This window comes from Nocardia sp. NPDC051030 (assembly GCF_040683015.1).
Lineage (GTDB): Bacteria > Actinomycetota > Actinomycetes > Mycobacteriales > Mycobacteriaceae > Nocardia.
This window is the reverse complement of record NZ_JBFBCD010000005.1, coordinates 697,944-717,338: the sequence shown is the minus strand read 5'-3', so window position 1 is coordinate 717,338 and position 19,395 is coordinate 697,944. Positions and strand designations below refer to the sequence as shown.

At 67.0% G+C, this 19,395-nt stretch carries 22 protein-coding genes and 4 tRNA genes; 9 read left to right on the top strand and 17 right to left on the bottom strand.

What is annotated here, in order from left to right; translation table 11 throughout:
- Positions 1–118: 118 nt before the first annotated feature.
- Positions 119–1,060 carry an endonuclease/exonuclease/phosphatase family protein gene (locus AB0N05_RS20920; RefSeq protein WP_364696399.1) on the top strand — a complete coding sequence of 314 codons (942 nt, stop codon included), beginning with the start codon at positions 119–121 and terminating at the stop codon, positions 1,058–1,060.
- 160 nt (positions 1,061–1,220) lie between these two features.
- Here AB0N05_RS20920 and AB0N05_RS20915 read toward each other — a convergent pair whose 3' ends face one another.
- Together AB0N05_RS20915 and AB0N05_RS20910 are read right to left on the bottom strand one after the other, a co-directional pair.
- Positions 1,221–1,694, bottom strand: a complete 474-nt coding sequence (locus tag AB0N05_RS20915; protein WP_364696396.1) for a hypothetical protein — start codon at positions 1,692–1,694, stop codon at positions 1,221–1,223.
- A 232-nt stretch (positions 1,695–1,926) separates the two neighbouring features.
- A complete protein-coding gene (locus AB0N05_RS20910; RefSeq protein ID WP_364696393.1) occupies positions 1,927–2,094 on the bottom strand; it encodes a hypothetical protein in 168 nt (55 codons plus the stop codon).
- Positions 2,095–2,424: 330 nt separating this feature from the next.
- On the opposite strand from AB0N05_RS20910, the gene AB0N05_RS20905 reads away from it, so the two are divergent.
- The gene (locus AB0N05_RS20905; protein WP_364696390.1) at positions 2,425–2,721 is read left to right on the top strand and encodes a hypothetical protein; all 297 of its coding nucleotides are present in this window, start codon (positions 2,425–2,427) and stop codon (positions 2,719–2,721) included.
- A 19-nt stretch (positions 2,722–2,740) separates the two neighbouring features.
- Here AB0N05_RS20905 and AB0N05_RS20900 read toward each other — a convergent pair whose 3' ends face one another.
- From AB0N05_RS20900 to AB0N05_RS20875, 6 genes are all read right to left on the bottom strand, one after another.
- On the bottom strand, positions 2,741–3,115 hold the full coding sequence (locus AB0N05_RS20900) for a PIN domain-containing protein (protein ID WP_364696387.1): 375 nt from the start codon (positions 3,113–3,115) through the stop codon (positions 2,741–2,743).
- The gene (locus AB0N05_RS20895) at positions 3,112–3,372 is read right to left on the bottom strand and encodes a hypothetical protein (RefSeq protein WP_364696384.1); all 261 of its coding nucleotides are present in this window, start codon (positions 3,370–3,372) and stop codon (positions 3,112–3,114) included. Before AB0N05_RS20895 ends, AB0N05_RS20900 begins: the two co-directional genes overlap by 4 nt.
- A 193-nt stretch (positions 3,373–3,565) precedes the next feature.
- A tRNA-Ser gene (locus AB0N05_RS20890) sits at positions 3,566–3,653 on the bottom strand.
- A 10-nt stretch (positions 3,654–3,663) separates the two neighbouring features.
- The gene (locus AB0N05_RS20885; RefSeq protein ID WP_364696381.1) at positions 3,664–5,253 is read right to left on the bottom strand and encodes an FAD-dependent monooxygenase; all 1,590 of its coding nucleotides are present in this window, start codon (positions 5,251–5,253) and stop codon (positions 3,664–3,666) included.
- Positions 5,254–5,334: 81 nt separating this feature from the next.
- Positions 5,335–5,787 (bottom strand): nucleoside deaminase, encoded by a 453-nt coding sequence (locus tag AB0N05_RS20880; protein WP_364696577.1) that lies wholly within the window; start codon positions 5,785–5,787, stop codon positions 5,335–5,337.
- 79 nt (positions 5,788–5,866) lie between these two features.
- Positions 5,867–6,406, bottom strand: coding sequence for a tRNA adenosine deaminase-associated protein (locus AB0N05_RS20875; RefSeq protein ID WP_364696378.1), 540 nt, complete (start codon positions 6,404–6,406; stop codon positions 5,867–5,869).
- Between the two features lie 58 nt (positions 6,407–6,464).
- On the opposite strand from AB0N05_RS20875, the gene AB0N05_RS20870 reads away from it, so the two are divergent.
- The gene (locus AB0N05_RS20870) at positions 6,465–7,415 is read left to right on the top strand and encodes a prephenate dehydrogenase (RefSeq protein WP_364696375.1); all 951 of its coding nucleotides are present in this window, start codon (positions 6,465–6,467) and stop codon (positions 7,413–7,415) included.
- A 75-nt stretch (positions 7,416–7,490) separates the two neighbouring features.
- Here AB0N05_RS20870 and AB0N05_RS20865 read toward each other — a convergent pair whose 3' ends face one another.
- Positions 7,491–8,090, bottom strand: a complete 600-nt coding sequence (locus AB0N05_RS20865; protein WP_364696372.1) for a putative glycolipid-binding domain-containing protein — start codon at positions 8,088–8,090, stop codon at positions 7,491–7,493.
- 172 nt (positions 8,091–8,262) lie between these two features.
- On the opposite strand from AB0N05_RS20865, the gene dcm reads away from it, so the two are divergent.
- The 4 genes from dcm (at position 8,263) to AB0N05_RS20845 (ending at position 11,458) form a co-directional block, all read left to right on the top strand.
- Positions 8,263–9,420: a DNA (cytosine-5-)-methyltransferase gene (gene dcm / locus AB0N05_RS20860; protein ID WP_364696369.1), complete on the top strand. Its 1,158-nt coding sequence runs from the start codon at positions 8,263–8,265 to the stop codon at positions 9,418–9,420.
- Positions 9,421–9,432: 12 nt separating this feature from the next.
- A complete protein-coding gene (locus tag AB0N05_RS20855) occupies positions 9,433–9,834 on the top strand; it encodes a very short patch repair endonuclease (RefSeq protein WP_364696366.1) in 402 nt (133 codons plus the stop codon).
- A gap of 130 nt (positions 9,835–9,964) precedes the next feature.
- Complete coding sequence (locus tag AB0N05_RS20850; RefSeq protein ID WP_364696363.1) at positions 9,965–10,732, top strand: DUF998 domain-containing protein; 768 nt, start codon at positions 9,965–9,967, stop codon at positions 10,730–10,732.
- Positions 10,733–10,741: 9 nt separating this feature from the next.
- On the top strand, positions 10,742–11,458 hold the full coding sequence (locus tag AB0N05_RS20845; RefSeq protein WP_364696360.1) for a maleylpyruvate isomerase family mycothiol-dependent enzyme: 717 nt from the start codon (positions 10,742–10,744) through the stop codon (positions 11,456–11,458).
- A gap of 78 nt (positions 11,459–11,536) precedes the next feature.
- Here AB0N05_RS20845 and AB0N05_RS20840 read toward each other — a convergent pair.
- The 3 genes from AB0N05_RS20840 to AB0N05_RS20830 form a co-directional block, all read right to left on the bottom strand.
- A tRNA-Arg gene (locus AB0N05_RS20840) sits at positions 11,537–11,609 on the bottom strand.
- A gap of 57 nt (positions 11,610–11,666) precedes the next feature.
- Positions 11,667–11,756, bottom strand: a tRNA-Ser gene (locus AB0N05_RS20835).
- Between the two features lie 115 nt (positions 11,757–11,871).
- Positions 11,872–12,561, bottom strand: a complete 690-nt coding sequence (locus AB0N05_RS20830) for a dienelactone hydrolase family protein (RefSeq protein WP_364696357.1) — start codon at positions 12,559–12,561, stop codon at positions 11,872–11,874.
- Positions 12,562–12,760: 199 nt separating this feature from the next.
- Between AB0N05_RS20830 and hisC the strand changes: the two genes are divergently transcribed.
- The gene (gene hisC, locus AB0N05_RS20825; RefSeq protein WP_364696354.1) at positions 12,761–13,834 is read left to right on the top strand and encodes a histidinol-phosphate transaminase; all 1,074 of its coding nucleotides are present in this window, start codon (positions 12,761–12,763) and stop codon (positions 13,832–13,834) included.
- Positions 13,835–13,917: 83 nt separating this feature from the next.
- Here the strand turns inward: hisC and AB0N05_RS20820 are convergent, their stop codons facing one another.
- The 4 genes from AB0N05_RS20820 to AB0N05_RS20805 all read right to left on the bottom strand — a co-directional run bounded on the left by AB0N05_RS20820 (position 13,918) and on the right by AB0N05_RS20805 (position 16,848).
- Positions 13,918–14,949, bottom strand: coding sequence for a HoxN/HupN/NixA family nickel/cobalt transporter (locus AB0N05_RS20820; protein WP_364696574.1), 1,032 nt, complete (start codon positions 14,947–14,949; stop codon positions 13,918–13,920).
- A gap of 45 nt (positions 14,950–14,994) precedes the next feature.
- Positions 14,995–15,079 (bottom strand) — tRNA-Ser (locus tag AB0N05_RS20815).
- A 12-nt stretch (positions 15,080–15,091) separates the two neighbouring features.
- Positions 15,092–15,535 carry a MarR family transcriptional regulator gene (locus AB0N05_RS20810; protein ID WP_364696571.1) on the bottom strand — a complete coding sequence of 148 codons (444 nt, stop codon included), beginning with the start codon at positions 15,533–15,535 and terminating at the stop codon, positions 15,092–15,094.
- 137 nt (positions 15,536–15,672) lie between these two features.
- Positions 15,673–16,848, bottom strand: coding sequence for an alpha-hydroxy-acid oxidizing protein (locus tag AB0N05_RS20805; protein ID WP_364696351.1), 1,176 nt, complete (start codon positions 16,846–16,848; stop codon positions 15,673–15,675).
- 276 nt (positions 16,849–17,124) lie between these two features.
- Between AB0N05_RS20805 and AB0N05_RS20800 the strand changes: the two genes are divergently transcribed.
- Entirely contained in the window at positions 17,125–18,132 is a 1,008-nt protein-coding gene (locus AB0N05_RS20800) for an NAD(P)H-quinone oxidoreductase (protein WP_364696348.1), read from the top strand.
- Here the strand turns inward: AB0N05_RS20800 and AB0N05_RS20795 are convergent.
- Positions 18,129–19,334, bottom strand: coding sequence for a cysteine desulfurase-like protein (locus tag AB0N05_RS20795; protein WP_364696345.1), 1,206 nt, complete (start codon positions 19,332–19,334; stop codon positions 18,129–18,131). The two genes, AB0N05_RS20800 and AB0N05_RS20795, sit on opposite strands and share 4 nt — an antisense overlap.
- Positions 19,335–19,395 lie beyond the last annotated feature (61 nt).

Sequence of the window (19,395 nt, the reverse complement as noted above, 5' to 3'; positions counted from 1 at the left end):
CACCGCGACAACAGCGTGCCTCCAACCGTTCCGGTTGGAGGCACGCTTTTTCATATCCTGTCGCAAGCACCGCTCCCGACTGTGCTTGTCTAGCAGGGTGGTGTCCAAGATCGTCCGAGTGTCCGCAACCGTGGCCGGGTGTGCCGCCACACTGCTGGGCGCAACCGGCATTGCCCTCCACTTCAGCCGTTCCGACTGGCGGGGTTTCGTCGTACTCGCCGCCGTCGCGCCATATCTGATGAGCGCCGCCACCCTCGGCGTGGTGCTACTGGCCATCGCCCGTCAGCGAATAGGCATGGCGATCGCAGCCTGCGTGGTAGTCGCCGGGGTATGGACCCAAGCACCCCTCTACATCGGTGACCACTCAACCGAGACCGGCCCCACCATCACCGTGATGCAAGCGAACCTCCTATTCGACGGCGCAGACCCCCAAGCCTTCGTCGACACGATCCGCACCCACAACGTCGACCTACTCACCGTCAACGAACTAACCCCCAAAGCCATCGAGGCCCTCACCACCGCAGGCCTGAACGCCCTACTCCCCCACAGCTATCTCTCCCCCGGCCGCACCGCAACCGGCACCGGCATCTGGAGCCGCCACCCCCTATCCGACCAAGTCGAACACGACGGCTACGTCCTCAACCAACTCTCCGCCACCGCCACCATCCCCGGCGCAGGCCCCCTCACCATCCACGCCTTCCACCCCGTCCCCCCGATCTACGGCACCGCCACCTGGTCCAACGAACTATCCCGCCTGAATCGAATCCTCCAGCAAGACAACCCCTCCCGCCCCTCAATAGTCGGCGGCGACTTCAACGCCACCTACGACCACACCCAATTCCGAGCCTTCCTCTCCGCCCGCTTCCACGACGCCACCGAACAATCCGGCTCCGGCAACCTGCCCACCTACCCCACCGACAAGTGGTGGCCCGCCATAGTCGGCCTAGACCACATCCTCACCGCCAACGCCCACGCAACATCCGTCCAAACCCTCGAAACCCCCGGCTCAGATCACCGAGCCCTAATCGCCAAAATCCAACTCCCCGCCATACAGACCTAGCGGAGATACGGCTGAACCAGGCCCTTTCGGGGCAGAAATCGTTGCCCGATATGGCTCGGATTCAGTTGTTGGAAGGTTCTCGACTCATGGATTTACTACATCAGCGAAGCCGAAAGCATGTATTCATCGGGGATGTGATGGGCGGCGGCAGTGCTGTGGATCAACCAGCGTAGAACTCGGCGGCGGGCATCACCTGGTGTGGCATATCCGTCGTCGTGGTGATGCTGACGCGGCCGACTCCGGTGAAGAAAGTGGCACGGCCGATGGTGCCGGAGTTCGCGGGGAGGGCGAAACCCCAGCCGCCACTGAGCGGAACGTCCACGGAGCCGGAGTCTCCGGTGTCGAGGTTGGTCCAGTGTGCGGTGACGGTCACCGTGCAGGGGGTGTAGATGAAGGCGCGGTGCTGGAAGCCGTACCAAATGCCGACTGTGCCCAGCGGACCGAGATCGGGGCGGCTCTGCACGTTGCCGTTGATCTCGGCAGGGATGGGAAAGTCACGGCAAGCGGTGGGTGTGTTCACCAGCTGAGCGCCGTAGGGTCCGGCCGCGCTCGCGGTTGTGCCGGACGAAAGCAGTACAGCGGCAACGCACGCTCCGATGATCGGCATCCGAACGAGCATGTTGCGGTGTCGCATGGTGTCTCCTAGGGATTGACGGGGAGACGCAGTCGATCTGAGTGCCGTCGTATTCGGGTCTCCGTTCGGAGTCGTGGATCGCACATCCCAACGGCAACGTCACGAACCCAGAAACATCGCGTCGCGCGTCCGCACGGTACACCGAACCGGGGCGCGCCCACAGAATTGTGGGCCCCCGATCAGAGGCCCTTGTTGGGGATCGGTTCGGAAAGCGAGCGGGATCGCCGCAGCTCTACGGCATTTCCGTAGCGGTCACCGCGACCGGTTCGATATCGACAATCGCGTACCGATCAAGTTCGGTCCGTACGGCACGGTCCTCGAGTTCGGGGGTCTCGCCGTAGATGGGGAAGCCATCCTCACCGATCGGGACGATTCCGTTCTCGCCATGTAGAAACCCCATCGGGCCACCCTCCTCAGGTCCACGAAACCTTGCGCATGCTCGCGAATACGCGGCGCGGGACCGACAAACTCGCCCACTTTGCCAAGTGGGCGGACGTCAAGCTCTGATTCGGCCCACGGCGGATCGATTGAGCTCCGCCGCGACGGCAAACCGTGACCACGAACGGCCAGCGCTCACCAGGGCTCGCGGCGGGTACTTAGGAAGCGCGCTCACCTGGTGGCGGAGAGATTTCACCCTCCGTGACACGCTTGATCGAGATAGATTTTCGGACATTGAAGGGGCTGCACCAAATGGGGTGGGGGCTTTGACTTTTGGGGCTAGCATTTCGAGATGATCGCTCGTATTTGGCGCGGGGTGATCCGCGCGGCTGATCTGGACGAGTATGTGGCCTACATCGAGGACACCGGGATCAAGGAGTACAAGCAGACTCCGGGGAATCAGGGGGCTTGGATGCTTACCCGGTTGGATGGCGATCGGGCCGAGATCCTCACACTGAGTTTTTGGGAGTCCTATGCGGCTATAGAGGGGTTTGCGGGGGCTGATCTCGACAAGGCTGTCTACTATCCCGAGGACGATCGGTTTCTGCTGGAGCGGCCTGACAAGGTCCTACATTATGAAATCGCCTGAGCTGGCTGATGGGCGGTTGTCATACCGTGTACAGGCGGATGGCTGGGTCGAGGGTGGTCAGGTCGTCGGGGTCGGAGGTGACGACCAGGGTTGCTCGGAGTGCCCGGGCAAGCACGATCACGTGAGCGTCCACCACATCGGCGGTGCCGCGGGTAGCGAGCAGTGCGCCGACCGCGTAGGCGTGGGCTTCGGTGAGGTCGGCCACTCGGACTGCGTTGGCTTTGAGTAGCTGCGACACCGCATGCTGGCGTGGGCTGTTACGCCATATTTGTGCGAAAACCGTTGCTGGGATGATGATTTCATACTTGCGTTCCAGGACACGGCGGATGAATGCGGTGGCGGCTGCGTTGCGTTTCTCGAGGCCGATCAGCGCGCCGGAGTCGAGCACGATCACGCAGCACCACCGAGATGTTCAGCTGCGGCAGCCTTTTCGGCCGCATCGAGTACCGCGTCGGCCTCGGCCAGGTCGACCTCTGTGACGCCCGCCTCGGCCGAGAGTTCGGCCATGATTTCGGCCGCGGCAGCCCAGTCGGGTTCACGCTTGGCCAGGTCGGTGAAATAGGCGGAGACCGAGGAGGCGAGTCCGGCTTTTACCGCGCGATTGGCCTTGTCGGCGATCTCGTCGGGGACGCTGATCGTGATCTTTGCCATGAGCACAGCATACGCCGCAGGTATGACTCGGTCATACCTCATTGGGTCCAGGCATCCCGCCGCCACATACTTGCCACACGCGCTGTGCATACACACTATTCGAGATCGATCGCGATGTGGATGGCTTCCGACCGAGCGGCCTCAGCGAAAACAAAAGCCCCGCACCGGGTTTCCCTGGTGCGGGGCTTTTCAGCGGTGGCGGAGGGATTTGAACCCTCGGAGGGGGGTTACCCCTCACACGCTTTCGAGGCGTGCTCCTTAGGCCGCTCGGACACGCCACCGGTGGTGACTTTACCGGACGATGCGGCGGAATCTGAAATCGAGGGGGCGGGCTGGGTAGCGGGCGGTTATGTGGCCGTCGGGGCGGACCAGGAGGGCCTCGTGGGAGTGGAGGGAGAGGGTGGTGGCTTGGGTTGGGGTGAGGGGCTCGACGTGGAGGGGCCAGGCGGGGAGGGGGTGATGGTTCCAGTGGGTGGGGTCTGGGGTGAGGAGGGTGAACCATTCGCCGAGGGTGTCGAGGGTGGAATGGGTGGGAGTCAGCCAGAGGTGGGGGAGGCGGTGGCCAGGCTCGGGGATGGGCAGGTAGTCGGTGCCGGGTTGCTCGGCTGCGGCATCGGTGGCGGGCTGCTCGGCTGCGCCATCGGGATTTGGGGAGGTGGGGGCGGATTCGGGGGCGGTGAGGATGGCGCGGGAGGTGTAGGTGACGCCTAGGACCAGGCCTAGTTGGGCGAAGTAGCGGTCGGTCCAAGGGAGTTCGAGGGGGGTGGGGGGTGAGGTGGTGTTTTGGAGTTGGGTGCGGCGGTTGGTTTGGACTTGGAGGCTTAGTTGGGTGTTGGCCACTGCTTGGTGGAGGGTGCGCTGGGCTACGGGGTGGCGTTCGGAGTCGTAGGTCTCCAGGAGGGTTGGGCCGGCCCAACCTTGGAGGATTCCGGCCAGTTTCCAGCAGAGGTTGTGGACGTCGGCCAGGCCTGTGTTCATGCCTAGGCCGCCCATGATGGGGATGGCGTGGGCGGCGTCGCCTGCCAGGAGGATTCGGCCGTGTTGGAAGTGTTCGGCCACAGCGGCATTCATTACCCAGTGTTGGACTCGTAGGACTTCGGGTTTTACGTCGCTGTGGGGGCCTAGGGCATGGGTGACGAGGGCGGACCAGTCGGTGTGGGCACGGTCTTCGGGGGTGGGGCCGAACCAGGCCCAACCGCCTTCGGGGTAGAGGGGGAGGAAGGTGCCGTGCGCGGTGAGGTAGACACCGGCGGGCTGGTCGGCGCTCCAGCGGCGGAGGTCGGCATCGAAGACCACGGTCGTGACGGCCGCCAGGGCTCCGGGGCCGGTGGTGCCGATATCGAGTAGGCGGCGGACGGTGGAGTTCGCGCCGTCGGCGGCGAGGACATAGCGGGCGCGGACACGGGCTTGGTTGCCGGTGCGGCGGTCGGCCAGTACGGCCATGACGCTGTCGGCTGCTTCGGTCAGGCCGACGAGTTCGACGCCGAAGCGCAGCTCGGAGTCCGCGGCGGCGAGCAGGGTGGGTTCGAGGCGATCCTGTGAGGTGACCACGCCGATCACGGGACTCTCGGGGATCGGCGCTTCCACTCCGACCATTCCCGCGGTGGCGAAGTCGCTGCCCTGCAAGGTGTCTCGGAAGCGAATGCGACCGTACCTCGGCGCGAACGCGCGGGCCTGGATCTCGGCGGCCAGGCCGAGCTGGCGGAAGATCTCCATGGAGCGCACATTGATCAGCCGGGAACGCGGGAAAGGGGATAGCTCCACGTGTTTCTCGATCAACAGGGTGCGTACGCCCCAGCGTTCGAGTAGTGCTCGCGCGGTGAGCCCGACCGGCCCGCCCCCGACGATCAGAACCTCCACCTCGGCATCTGCGACAGGCATGTCGGGCCTCCCACCCCTCGGTCACGCCCAGTGTGTTTCTGCACACAGTGTCCCAGGGGATTGCCGACGCGCCCAGCGGTTTTACGAGCGCTGGCCCCGCGACCGTTGCGAGTGGAAGAACTCGTCCAGCAGTGCGGCGCATTCGGATTCGAGGACGCCGCCGCGCACCTGCGGCCGGTGATTGAGACGTCGATCACGGACCACGTCCCAGAGTGACCCCACCGCACCGGTTTTCGGCTCCCACGCCCCGAAGACGAGTTTGCCGATGCGGGACAGGACCAGCGCCCCGGCGCACATGGTGCACGGTTCGAGGGTGACGGCGAGGGTGCAGTCCTCGAGTCGCCAGCCATCGCCGACGACCTGCGCGGCCGCGCGCAGGGCCAGTACTTCGGCATGCGCGGTCGGGTCGCCGAGCGCCTCACGGGCATTGGCGGCGCGGGCGAGTTCTCGACCGTCGGCGTCGAAGACGACCGCGCCCACGGGGACGTCACGTCCGTCGGCGGACGCGGCGGCCTCGATGGCGGCGCGGATCATCGCCTCGTCGGAATGCAGAGCGCTGCCGCCGAACCGGGGGTTCGGGGCAGCGCGGGGGTGTGAAGGGGGGGTCATCCGCTCAGCGCGGGAGCTTGTCCAAAGCCTCCGACAATTCGTCCGCGAAGCCGAGGCTGCGGGCGATCATGCCGAGCTGTTCGTCCGGGTAGAGGTCGGTTTCGGCGAGGATGACGCTGAGGACCGGTTCGGGGAGGCCGAGGTCGGACAGGACGCCGAGGTCGCCTTCCTCCCAAGGTTCGATGTCGTCGAGCTCATCCGGATCGATATCCGGGATCTCGACGTTCAACTCCTCCAGCACGTCGGCGGCGATGTCGTAGTCGATAGCGGCGGTCGCATCCGAGAGCAAGATGCGGCTGCCGGTCGGGCCGGGGCGCAGGATGACGAAGAATTCGTCGTCGATGTCGAGCAGGCCGAACACCGCGCCCGCAACTCGCAAAGCCCGCAACTCATCCTCCGCCGCGGACAGACTGTTCAGTGCCGCCGCGCTGAGCGGGGTCACCTTCCAGTTGGCTTCTTCGCGGACAACCGCCACTGCGAACCCTTCCACGTCGTCGAACTCGTCCGACGTCGCCCTGTTCGTGCTCGAGCGCTGTGCTGCCATGGGCGCAACGGTAGTCCGCTTCGGGGGAAATGTTGAAGTCGTATGCGAATCTGATCGCATGACGGGCCATCCGAAAGCTGCTGTGTGTGTCCTCGGCACCGGTTTGATCGGCGGATCGGTGCTGCGCGCCGCCGCCGCGGCCGGGTATCAGGCGTGGGGGTTCAATCGGTCGGAGTCGGGGGCGCAGGCCGCGCGCGCCGATGGATACGACGTGGTCAGCGATGCGGAGGCGGCGCTGCGCCGGGCCGCCGAACGGGATGCGCTGATCGTGGTCGGCGTACCCATGCCCGCCCTGGACACCGTGCTCTCGGATGTGAAGTCCTTCGCGCCGGACTGCGTGCTCACCGATGTGGTCAGCGTCAAGGCGCCGGTGGCCGCGGCCGTGCACCGGCATGAGCTGTCCGCGCATTTCGTGGGCGGGCACCCGATGGCGGGGACCAGCGAATCCGGCTGGGCCGCATCCAGTCCCGATCTGTTCAAGAATGCCGTCTGGGCGCTGAGCGTGGACGCCGGAGTGAAGGCCGACCCGTGGACGCGGGTGGCGCGGCTGGCATTGGACTGCGGGTCCATGGTGGTGCCGGTGCTGGCCGAGGAGCATGACCGCGCGGTTGCCCGCATCTCGCATCTGCCGCATGTGCTGGCCGAGGCCCTGGCCATCGAGGGCGCGGCCGGTGGCAAGCTGGCGCTGGGCCTGGCGGCGGGCTCCTTCCGGGATGGCACCCGGGTGGCGGCCACCGCCCCCGACCTGGTGCGCGCCATTTGTGAGCCGAATGCCGCCGCCCTGCTCGAGGTGCTCGACGACACGCTGCGGGTCCTGACCGCGGCCCGGGACAGCTTGCGCGACACCGATTCCCTCGCCGATCTCACCCGGGCCGGTCACGACGGCCGCACCGACTATGAGGACACCCGCCCCTGGGCGATCACCGGAATCCGCCCCGGCGACCACGATTGGCTCGCGAAGCTCGCCGAGGCGGGCCGCCGCGGCGGCGTCCTCGAGTCGCTCGACTGATCGAAGCTGCATGCGTTGTCGACAGTTGCAGGGGTTGTAAGGCCTGCAACTGTCGAGACGGCCTGCAAGTTCGGGTCAGATGCGCTCGGCGAGGCCGGGGTAGTCGAGGAGGAAGCCGTCCTCGTCGACTTTGACGGTGGCGCTGGAGACCGGGGAGAGGACGTGGATGCCGTCGGCTCCGCTGCTGTAGGTGAGGCTGGCTTCCTGGACGTGGAGGTCGGGGAGGCGGACGTAGACCACCGGGACCTGGACGTCCTCGCTGGCGTGGCCCAGGCCGTAGCGGCGGATCGGCAGGGTGTTGAAGAACGGGCTCAGCACCACGTCGACGTCCAGTGCGCCGCCGAAGGTCGAGCGCACATGATTGCCACCGGCGTCGATGAGCCAGTAGTTCTCCTCGTCACGGGCGATGGAGGCGTGCCGTTCCCCGGTGGCGAGGGTGCTGCGCAGTGAGAGTCGCCGGGTCACCCCGTTCTCATCGGTGACCAGGTCGTAGGAGGCGCTGAAGGCGGGGTGATCCTCGCATTCACCGGCGATGATGCGGCCGGCCGCGCGAATCCGATTGCCGCTGAGTACCACCCGTGCCGATTCCATGCGTGAGCCGTTGTGCGCGCGCCAGGTCAGTATCGACGGCCATTTGGGCGTCGGCTTCGAGTCCTCACTCCCGCTGTCGGTCACCCCTATCACCGTAGTGCCACATTCGCCGGTGACCCCGCTCGGCGCGATGTGAACCACACAGCGGGCGACCGGTATGGAAACGCCAACAGGGTGCCGGTGGGCGGTGGGGGTGCCGCGACTCGAGTAACGTCTTCGGAGGCATTGTGGGGACCTCGGCGTGAAAGGGACTGTTGTGACGAGCGCGCGGATGGTCGGCCTGTTCGCCGGCATCGGCGGACTGGAGCTCGGGCTGGCCGGACACGGGTGGCGCAGTGAACTGCTGTGCGAGATCGACGCGGGGGCGCAGGGCGTCCTGGCCGCTCATTTCCCCGATGTGCCACTGGTTTCCGATGTGACCAAGCTGCGCTCACTACCCGAGGGCACCGAGCTGGTGGCGGCCGGATTCCCCTGCCAGGACTTGTCGCAGGCGGGACGCACGGCCGGAATCACCGGTGCCCGTTCAGGTTTGGTGGACGAGGTGTTCCGCCTGGTCAAACGCAAACGCGGCCCGCGCTGGCTGCTGATCGAGAACGTGCCGTTCATGCTGCAACTGGGTGGCGGGGCCGCCATGCGGCACATCACCGAAGCCCTCACCGAGCTCGGCTACACCTGGGCCTACCGGGTGGTGGACGCCCGGGCGTTCGGACTGCCGCAGCGCCGCGAGCGAGTCCTCATGCTGGCCTCCCGCACCGAGGATCCGCGGCCGATCCTGTTCGGCGCGGACGCGGGCCCGCGCGATGTGGGCGATCCCGCGCACGATCCGTGCGGCTTCTACTGGACCGAGGGCACCCGCGGCCTGGGCTGGGCGGTGAACGCGGTCCCGACGCTGAAAGGCGGTTCGGCCCTGGGCATCGCGAGCCCGCCCGCGGTGCGCCTGCCGTCGGGCGAGATCGTCACCCCGGGCATCACCGATGTCGAACGCCTGCAGGGCTTCGACCGCGATTGGACCTTGCCCGCCCTGGACATTCCGGGCGTGCGCCGGGGTCATCGCTGGAAGCTGGTCGGCAATGCGGTGAGCGTGCGCATGGCGTCGTGGATCGGGTCGCGGCTGGCCGATCCGGCCGGTGAGGCCTTCCCCGACGGCGAACCGCTCACCCGCCGCAGCTGGCCCACGGCCGCCTGGGGTCATCGCGGGACGGTCGAGCGGATCCCGGTGTCCACCTGGCCCGTTCATGCCCCTTATGAGGACCTGCGCTGGTTCCTCGACGATTCGCGCCTGCTCTCGGCCCGTGCCACCGCCGGATTCCTGCGCCGCACCCGCATGGGTTCGCTCCGATTCCCACCCGGATTCATCGAGGACATGGAGAACCACCTCGACCGGATGGGAGGATTTCCGCGCGAGGCGGCATGACGGGAGCGTGATGTGAAGCCGGTGACGGATGCGGTGACGAGCGCCCGCATGTCGCGGCAGCGGCGAGTGGGAACGAAACCGGAAATCGCGCTGCGCCGGGAATTGCACCGGCGGGGAAAGCGGTTCTTCGTCGATAGGGCTCCCCTGCCGGGTTTGCGGCGGCGGGCCGACATCGTGTTCCCGCGTCGGAAGGTGGCTGTGTACGTGGATGGGTGTTTCTGGCACAGCTGCCCCGAGCACGCGACCTTCCCGAAGAACAATGCCGAGTTCTGGTCGGCGAAGCTGGCGGGAAATGTGGCGCGGGATCGGGATACCGATGAGCGTTTGCGCGCGGCCGGGTGGACGGTGGTGCGGGTCTGGGAGCACGAGGGCGCGGATTCGGCGGCCGACCTGGTCCTGCGGGCCGTGACGTGATGGGTGCGAGCGGCCCGGTGCGCGGATGGGCGACAATGGACCCATCACCGGACCATCCGACCAGTCCGGAAAGATCGAACTGCGGGCAGGGCAGCGAGAGCGAGTTGAGCCAGCGAAAGCGAGCACGGCGATGATGCCAACCGAGCAGAAACAGGCGACAGCGGCCCCCGAGGAGTCACCTCCCACGCCGCGGTGGCGACGCATCCTGCGCTGGGTCATCGCCATCCTGATCGGGCTCGCCGGTGTCGGCTACTCGTCCTGGGTGCTGGAGTTCTTCCTCCCCATCACCAGCGATCCCACCAATACGTTCCTCAGTCAGCTCGCCGAGAAGGGCGCACCCTTCCGCTGGGTGTTCAGCACCGGCGACACCGTCTCGGGCTCCATGCTGCTGGCGGCCGGACTGGGCGGGCTGCTGCTGTTCTCGCGCCGCCGCTACTCCACCATCGGCTGGATCGCCCTGGCCTGCTTCGGCGCGTCCACCATCGCGGACGCGCAATGGCCGATCCAGCCGGAGGACCCGAACTCGCCGAAGCGCTATGTCGACACCGGGCTGTTCCCGCAGCTGCATCAGATTCACGCGCTGACCAGCTCGCTGGCGGTGTTCTCCATCTACATCGCGATGATCGCGTTCAGCGTGGCGGCGTTCAAGTACAAGCGCTGGCCGATCCTGCGGCACACCGGCCTCTGGGTGCTGATCGTCGGTTCCGCCGTGACGGCGTGGATGCTGATCGCCGACAACCTACCGGGCAATTACGGTCTGGGGATCGCCCAGCGCATCCAGGTGGGGGCCATGTCGCTGTGGCTCATTGTGCTGGCGGTGCAAATCGTTGTGGCGGAACGCGATTCCTTTGTGAAGCCAACAGCAATCAGCAAGCCGCAGCCACCCTCCGATGGGTAGGGTCGGGGCGTGACCAGCGACGCACCGGAACTCACCGAAATATCGACTCGGCTCGACACTGTCGCCGCCGCGACCACCCGCCTGCTCGATGCCGTCGGCGCACTGCGCGACGCCGATCTGGTGGATCCGTCGCTACTACCCGGCTGGACGCGCGGCCATGTGCTGGCGCACCTGTCCCGCAATGCCGACAGCCTGGTGAACCTGCTGTTGTGGGCCCGCACCGGCATCGAAACCCCGCAGTACGCAAGCGATTTCCTGCGCGAGGCCGATATCGAGGCCGGTGCGCCGCGGCCGCTGCGTGAACAGCTGGAGGATCTGACCGCCGCCTCCGAGCGCTGGCTGGCCCTGGCCCGGGTGATGCCCGCGGATCGCTGGCAGACCACCGTCCGCAATCGCAAGGGCGGGGAGATGCCCGCCACCCGTGTGGTGTGGATGCGCCTGCTGGAGGTCGAGATCCATCATGTGGACCTCGATGTCGGGTACACCCCCGCTGAGTGGTCTGCGGACTTCGTGGGCGGGTTGCTTCCCCAGTCCGTGGCGGAGGTGAAGCCTGCCGAGGGTTCGGGGTTCACCGTCGTCGCGACCGATACGGGCTATTCGGGCACGGTCGGCACTTCCTCGACGACCATCACGGGTACGGCCGCCGACTTGGCCGCCTGGCTCATCGGGCGCTCCCCCGGCACCGGCCTGTCCGGCGAGCTGCCGGACCTGTCCGCCTGGAAGTGAGAAGCCTCATACCCGAATAGATTCGGGCGACTGAACGAAAAAAGGTCCCGCACCGAGCTGGTGCGGGACCTTTTATTGTGCGCCCGAAGGGATTCGAACCCCTAACCTTCTGATCCGTAGTCAGATGCTCTATCCGTTGAGCTACGGGCGCATGGCTATTCATTTTGTACCCGGCGAGCCGGGGTCTTGCAGCCCGGCGAACCGGGCTTGGCGGAGGCGAGAGGATTTGAACCTCCGGTCCCCGTGAAGGGACAACTCATTAGCAGTGAGTCCCATTCGGCCGCTCTGGCACGCCTCCTGGAGCCTTCTCTTACGAGGGCGCCGGTCCTTTCGAACCGCCGGGACGAAAGATTACACATCGCCCGACCAAGACGCCAAATCGGCTGGTCAGACCCCCTGCGGGGGCAAGATCATCAGCGTAAGTGGCTGTCGAACCATTCGAAGATTCGGGTCTGCGCGTCGATGACGGCGTCGTCGTCGTGCGCGGCGGGGTCGAAGCCCGGGTGGTCGGGGCGGTGATGCAGGCCCGGATAGGTGACCACCAGGGTGGCGACATCGGCGCGGGCGGCGGCATCGCGCAGGCGGTCCACCTCCTCGGGCGGGGTGAGCGGGTCGTCCGCGCCGAACAGGGCGAGCCAGGGGGCCTGCAGGCCGGGAGTGGCATGGACCAGGGGGTCGGCGTGCGGATGCAGTGCCGTGTCGATGCCGGGTGCGGCGACGCTGACGGCCGCGCCGACACGGCGATGGGCGGCGACCAGGGCGGCGGCGGTGCCCGCGGAGTCGAAGCCGAGGACGCCGATGCAGTCGCGGAACACCCCGTGCTCGGTGAGCCAGTCGAAGCAGGCGTCGAAATCGTCGAACAGGTCGGCACCGAAGACACGGTCGGGGATGGTGCCGTTGTCGCGATGGAAGAGGTCGGGAGCCAGGACGGTCCAGCCGTCCGCGGCCAGCGACCGCATGAGTTCCAGCAATGGCTCAGTGAATTCGCGTGATTCGTGCAACACCACGATGCCGCCGCGCGCATGACCATCCGGTTCGATCACGGTGAGGGGGACTCCGGTCGTGTCCTGCACAGGCGCCAGATCTCGATAAATGCCTGCCATGGAGCCAGCGTAGTTGTACTAGGTAAATTTGGGATAAAGCTTCTCCGGGAGCCATTCGGCACGAAGATTTTCCGGCTCGATACCGGACCGACCGATCGTGCACGGTCTAACCCAGCAAACCCCGTCTTGGTGCGAACGGCCAACGCGGTTCGTGCGAACCACCAACATGGGCGGTACGGGCGCCACATAGGGTGGAGGGGTGAGCGCGCACATTCGCCCGGACCTCGATGCCATTCCGGCTTACGTGGCCGGCCGCACCCAAGCCGGAGTGGTCAAGCTGGCCAGCAATGAGACCACCTTTCCGCCGCTGCCCTCGGTCGCCAAGGCCATCGCGGAGGCCGCGGAGCTGGTGAACCGATATCCGGACAACGCGGCGGTCGAATTGCGTACGGCCATCGCGGAATTCCACGGTGTCGAGGTCGAGAATGTCGCCGCCGGGTGTGGCAGCGTGGCGATCTGCCAGGAGCTGGTGCAGATCACCTGCCTCGCCCCCACCGATGAGGTGCTGTTCGCGTGGCGCTCGTTCGAGGCGTATCCGATCGTCACCCGGGTCGCGGGCGCCAAGGCCGTGACCGTGCCGCTGGACGGTGAGTACGCGCATGATCTGGACGCGCTCGCGGCGGCGGTGACGCCGAATACCCGAGTCGTGTTCGTCTGCAACCCGAACAATCCGACCGGTACCGCGCACGGCCGGGCCGCGATCGAACGCTTCCTCGACAGCGTGCCCACCGACGTACTGGTGGTGCTGGACGAGGCGTACTTCGAATACATGCGCCTCGAGGACCAGCCGAACGGCGTGGAACTCGGCCGCACCCGCCCGAATGTGCTTGTGCTGCGCACCTTCTCGAAGGCGTACGGTCTGGCGGGCCTGCGCGTCGGCTACGCGGTCGGCGACCCGGCGGTGATCACCGCGCTCATGAAGGTGCACATCCCGTTCAGCGTGAACCGGGTCGCGCAGGCCGCCGCCATCGCCTCCCTGGAGGCCCGGCACGAACTGCTGGAGCGCACGGACGCCGTTGTCGCCGAACGTGATCGCATGCGCGCCGCCTTGCTCGAGGCCGGTTACCGCGTCCCGCCGAGCGAAACCAACTTCATCTGGCTGCCCCTGGGCGACCGCAGCGGCGAATACGGTGAAGCCAGCGCCGAAGCCGGTGTCCTGGTCCGCCCGTACGGCGCCGACGGCGTCCGCATCACCGCGGGCGCCCCGCACGAGAACGACCTCTTCCTCCGGTTCGCCACCGACCCCGCGACCGTCGCACGTTTCCTGGGCTGACCCTCTCCCGGCTGCCGCACCGACTCTCGTCATATCGGCGCGGTCGGCCGGGATTCGGCAGTGCCCCGGTGGATTCCGGCCGATCAGTCGGCGGCGAGGTCGGCTTCCCAGCGGGCTTCCACACCGGTGTACCGCCACACCGCGAGGGCGACGGCCCAGGTGAACACGAACAGTCCCACGATGATGAAGCCGAGATCGCCCAGGTCCAGATTGCCGATCCAGGCCACGAATCCGGTGGTGACATCCAGCTTTTCGACGAATATGGAGATGATCTCCTGCACGCCGATGAGTAGTGCCACGGCCACCGACAGCCCGGTGATCACCAGGTTGTAGTAGATCTTGCGGACCGGCCGCGCGAACGCCCAGTCGTAGGCGTAGCTCATGAACGAGCCATCCAGGGAGTCGAACAGCGCCATACCGGCCGAGAACAGCACGGGCAGTACGAGAATCGAGTACCAGGGCAGTCCGGTGGCGGCGGCCCCGCCCGCGATCACCATTAGCCCGACCTCGGTGACGGTATCGAAGCCGAGCCCGAACAGCAGGCCGACCGGATACATCTGCCAGGGCTTGCGGACCAGCTTCACCACCGGTCCGAGCACCCGGTTGAGCAGGCCGCGATCATCGAGGGCGCGTTCCAGTTCGGCTTCGTCGAAATCCCCGGCGCGCATGCGCCGGAACACTTTCCAGATACCGACCAGCGCCGCGAGATTCAGCAGGCCGATGGCGATGAGGAAGGTGCCGGACACGCTGGTGCCCCACAGTCCGGTCCACTTGTGCAGCGCCGAGCCCTCGTCCTCGAGGGGTCCGGCCAGTGCCCGCACGCCGAGGGCGAGCAGGGCGACCATGACGAACACAATGGTGGAATGCCCCAGCGCGAACCAGAATCCGACCGTGTGGGTCTTGGCTCTGCCGTTCTCCGCCACCAGTTTCCGGGTGGTGTTGTCGATGGCGGCAATGTGATCGGCGTCGAAGGCGTGCCGCATGCCGAGGGTGTAGGCGGTGACGCCGAGCCCGACGCCGAATACCGCGCCCTGCACCACGTGATGGCCGGGCACCACGAACAACAGGAGGGTGCCCCAGCCGAGGATGTGCAATGCCAGGACCGCGAGGCCCATCCCGATCCAACCGCGCACGAAACACCCTCATCGTTCGGTCTTTTGCGGAAGCAGAGGGATTTGAACCCCCGGTCGCTTTCGCGACGCTCGCTTTCAAGGCGAGTGCATTCGGCCGCTCTGCCATGCTTCCAGGCGTTCGATGTTAACAGTCCTGATCGAGCTCCGAGGAAGGCCTCGAACCGGCACGCTGATCGGCGGCCAGGTTCACCAGGTCCAGGGCGGTCGCGACGGCGGCGAGCTGCTGCGGGGTGAGCAGGTCCACGAAGTAGCGGCGGACCGCGGCGACATGGCCGGGGGCGGCGGCGCGCAGGCGGCGCATGCCCTCATCAGTGAGCTGGGCGAGCACGCCGCGGCCGTCGTCCTCGCAGGCGACGCGGCGCACCATGCGCTCGTTCTCCATGCGCCGGATCTGATGGGTGAGGCGGCTGCGGGAGGAGAGCACGCCGTCGGCGAGATCGCTCATGCGCAGGGAGCGGCCGGGGGCCTCGGAGAGTTTGACGAGAATGCGGTAGTCGGCGAAGGAGAGATCACTGTCGCGCTGGAGTTGCCGATTGAGATCGGCCATCAGGCGCTGCGAGCCGTCCATGTAGGCCCGCCAGGCGCGCTGCTGTTCCGGGGTGAGCCACCTCGGTTCGGCCGTGACACGGCCCCCGGTTTCGACAGCCACGGGCTTAGTGTATCCGCCCGGTTGCTGCCCGAAACCCGGCGAGCCGTGCGCCCGCTTCACCGATAGGAGGAGAGCATGGTGCGGCTCAGGTCGCCGAGTGTGGTGCAGCCCGAAAGTCCCATGGCCGCATCGAAATCCGCGAGCAGGCAGCGCAGCGCGTGCCGGACGCCGTCGCGGCCCGCCAGGCCGAGCCCGTAGGCCCAGGGGCGGCCGTAGAGGACGGCCTTCGCGCCCAGTGAGAGCGCGATCATGACATCCGCGCCGGAGCGGATGCCGGAGTCGAAGAGCACGTCCGCGCGATCACCGACGGTGGCCACGATGGTGGGCAGCGCGTCCAGGGCGGCGACCGCGCCGTCCACCTGGCGGCCGCCGTGATTGCTGACGATGACCGCGTCCGCTCCCGCGTCCACACACTGCCGGGCGTCATCGGGATGCAGCACGCCCTTCACTGCGATGGGCAGTTCGGTCCAGTCCCGCAAACGGTGGATGTCGGCGGGCCGCAGGCCGTGATTGCCGAACAGGCCGATCCAGGTGAGGATGGCCGCGCGCATGGCGTCCTCGCCCTCCTCCGGCGCGGCGGTGAGCTTGGCCCGGAAGACCGGATCGGACAGGTAGTTGGCAATTCCCTTGCCCTGCAGGAACGGCAGGTGCCCGAGCGCCAGATCGCGGGGCCGCCAGCCCATGGCGGGCGTGTCCACGGTGACGACAATGGCTGCCGCACCGGACTTTTCGGCGCGCTCCACGAAGGAGCGGGCCAGCTCCATATCGTTGGGCCAGTACAGCTGATACCACCAGTTACCGGCCGCCTCGCCCACCTCCTCGATGGTGGAGGAGGCGGCGGTGGAGAGCACCATGCCGATGCCGAGTTCCCGGGTCACGTCCGCGACCACAGTCTCGCCGCGCTCGTGCAGCAGGCCGAGGACGCCGATCGGCGCGGTCAGAATCGGCGCGGCCAGGCGGGTTCCGAGCACCTCGATCGAAAGATCCCGCGCGCCAGGGGCGCTCGCGCCGCGCAGCATGCGCGGCAGCAGCCGGTATTTCTCGAAAGCGGTAAGATTGGCGGCCGCCGTGCGCTCCGCGGAGGAGCTGCCCGCCACATAATCGAAGGCCGCCGGTTCCAGAACTTCACGGGCCCGCGCTTCCAGTCCCGCGGCCGTGATCGGCAGTGCGGGAACCTGGCCGGCGAGGCCGCCGAGATAGATCTCGTTCTGGAAATCGACGAAACTACTCATTCCCCGAACGCTAGTACTTGCGGCCCGGACGGGGGTTCGTTTCAGCGGCGGCGAACGCGAACCAGTGCGCGCGGCGATTCCTCGGCCACGAATCCGGAAATCGCCATTGCCGTGAGGACGGTCAGGGCGGCGATGGTGGTCAGTACGGTGGCGATCATGGAATCTCCTTGTCTGATGCCTTGATTCCACTGTGCCGGGGAAAGCTGACAGGATGCTGTGCCCCGACCCAGGACGGCCTGACAGTAATCGCTGAGCGGCCGTCGTACGCTCGGTTTCATGTATGCGGTGACGCTGGACGGTTTCGGTGGGCCCGAGGTCATGACGTGGGCGCAGGTCGAGGACCTGCCCGCGCCCGGCCCGGGTGAGGTGTCTATCCAGGTGACGGCCGCGGGAGTGAACCGCGCCGACCTGCTGCAACGGCAGGGGTTCTATCCGCCGCCGCCCGGCGCGAGCGAGCTGCTCGGGCTGGAATGCTCCGGCGTGATCGCGGAAGTCGGCCCGGGAGTGCAGGATTGGAATAAGGGCGACCGAGTGTGCGCGCTGCTGCCCGGCGGCGGATACGCCGAGACCGTGGTGGCCCCCGTGACCCGATTGCTGCCGGTGCCCGACGGCCTGGATTTGGCGGCGGCCGCGGCATTACCGGAGGTGGCGGCCACCGTCTGGTCGAATCTGGTGATGACGGCCGGACTGCATTCGGGGCAGTTGCTCCTCATTCACGGGGGCGGCAGCGGAATCGGCACGCATGCGATTCAGGTGGCGGTGAGCCTGGGCGCGCGCGTGGCGGTGACCGCGGGTTCGCAGTTCAAGCTGGATCGTTGCAAGGAATTGGGTGCGACGATTCTGATCAATTACCGCGAGGAGGATTTCGTCGCCGCGCTGAAGTCCACGGTGTCCACTCGCGACGGATCGGGCGCGGACATCATTCTCGACAATATGGGCGCGAAGTACCTGGCCCGGAATGTCGATGCCCTCGCCCTCGACGGTCATCTGGTGGTGATCGGCATGCAGGGCGGTCCGGTCGGGGAATTGAATCTCGGTGCGCTGCTTGGCAAGCGCGGCAATATCCACGCCACCGGACTGCGCTTCCGCCCGGAAACCGGGCGGAGCAGCAAGGCCGAGATCATTGCCGAGGTGCGGCGGCAGCTGTGGCCGCTGGTCGCCGACGGCACCGTGGTGCCGGTGGTGTCGGCGGAGTTGCCGGTGACCGAGGCCGCCGAAGCCCATCGATTACTGGACTCCGACGAAACGGTCGGCAAGGTGGTCCTGCGAATTCGCGAAGACTAGGTGTCGAGCGCGGTGAGCGCGCGGCCGAGCTGGTCGATCTCGAATTTCGTTGTGTAGGGGGCCAACCCGATCGTGACCGCGCCGCCCTCGTCATTGACACCCAGGGCGTCGAGCAGGCGGCTGCCGCCGTGCGAACCGCTCAGGGTGCCGATGCGGGCGTCCGCGAGCTTGGCCGACACCTTCTCCGCCTGCATGCCGGAGATGGTGAAGCTCACCGTCGGAATGCGGGTGGAGGCGCGGCCGATGACGGTCAGGTTCGGGATGGTGTCCAGGACCGTCATCAGATGCTCGAAGAGCTGATCGTGGTAGTCCTGCAGCGACGTGATCGAGACCTCTAGGCGTTCGCGGCGGGTGCCGGTGGCGCGCTCGTCGAGTGCGGCCAGATAGTCGATCGACGTGGTCAGGCCCGCGAGCAGCGCGTACTGGTGGCCGCCGACCTCCAGCCGCTCGGCCCCCTTGGCATAGGGGTTGAGCGACATGGACGGAATGCGGTCCAGGAACGCCGGATCGCGGAAGACGAGCGCGCCGATCTGCGGTCCGCCCCACGCGGGTGCGCTGAGCGCGATCACATCGGCATTGAGTTCGTCGATATCGATGAGCGCGTAGGGGGCCGCGCCGAAGCAGTCCGCGACCAGCAAACCGCCGACCTCGTGCACGCGGTCGGCGGCGACGCGCACGGCGGGCGCGGAACCGACGATCGGGGACGCGGCGGTGAGTGCCACCAGGCGCGCGGTGGGACCGATGAGCTCCTCGAACTGCCAGGCCGGCATTTCGCAGGTCTCGATCTCCACTTCGGCCCAGCGCACATGTGCGCCATAGCGATTCGCGATGCGCAGCCATGGCGCGACATTGGCTTCGTCATCCAGACGCGACAGCACGATCCCGGTGCCCAGACCCAGGCGGGAGCTCAGTGATTCGGCGAGCCAGGCCAGCAGGACCGCGCGATCCGGACCGAGCACCACGCCCGCCGGATCGCCGCCGACCAGATCCGCGATCGCCTCACGGGCGGCCTCGAGGATGGCGGCGCTGCGCTTGGCGGCGGCATGCCGATTGGTGTGTGTGAAGGCGGAGGTCCGGAAACCTGTTGAGACGGCTCGTGATACCGAATCCGGGACCAACATGCCCGCTTGCGGGTCGAGGTGGATCCAGCCGTCGCCCAGGGACGGTATGAGGCCCCGAACCCTTGCGACGTCGTAAGTCATGGTGGCCACTCTAAAGGGAGAGGGCTAGTCAGGGTAACGGTAGGCGGGGTTTCCCCGGTCG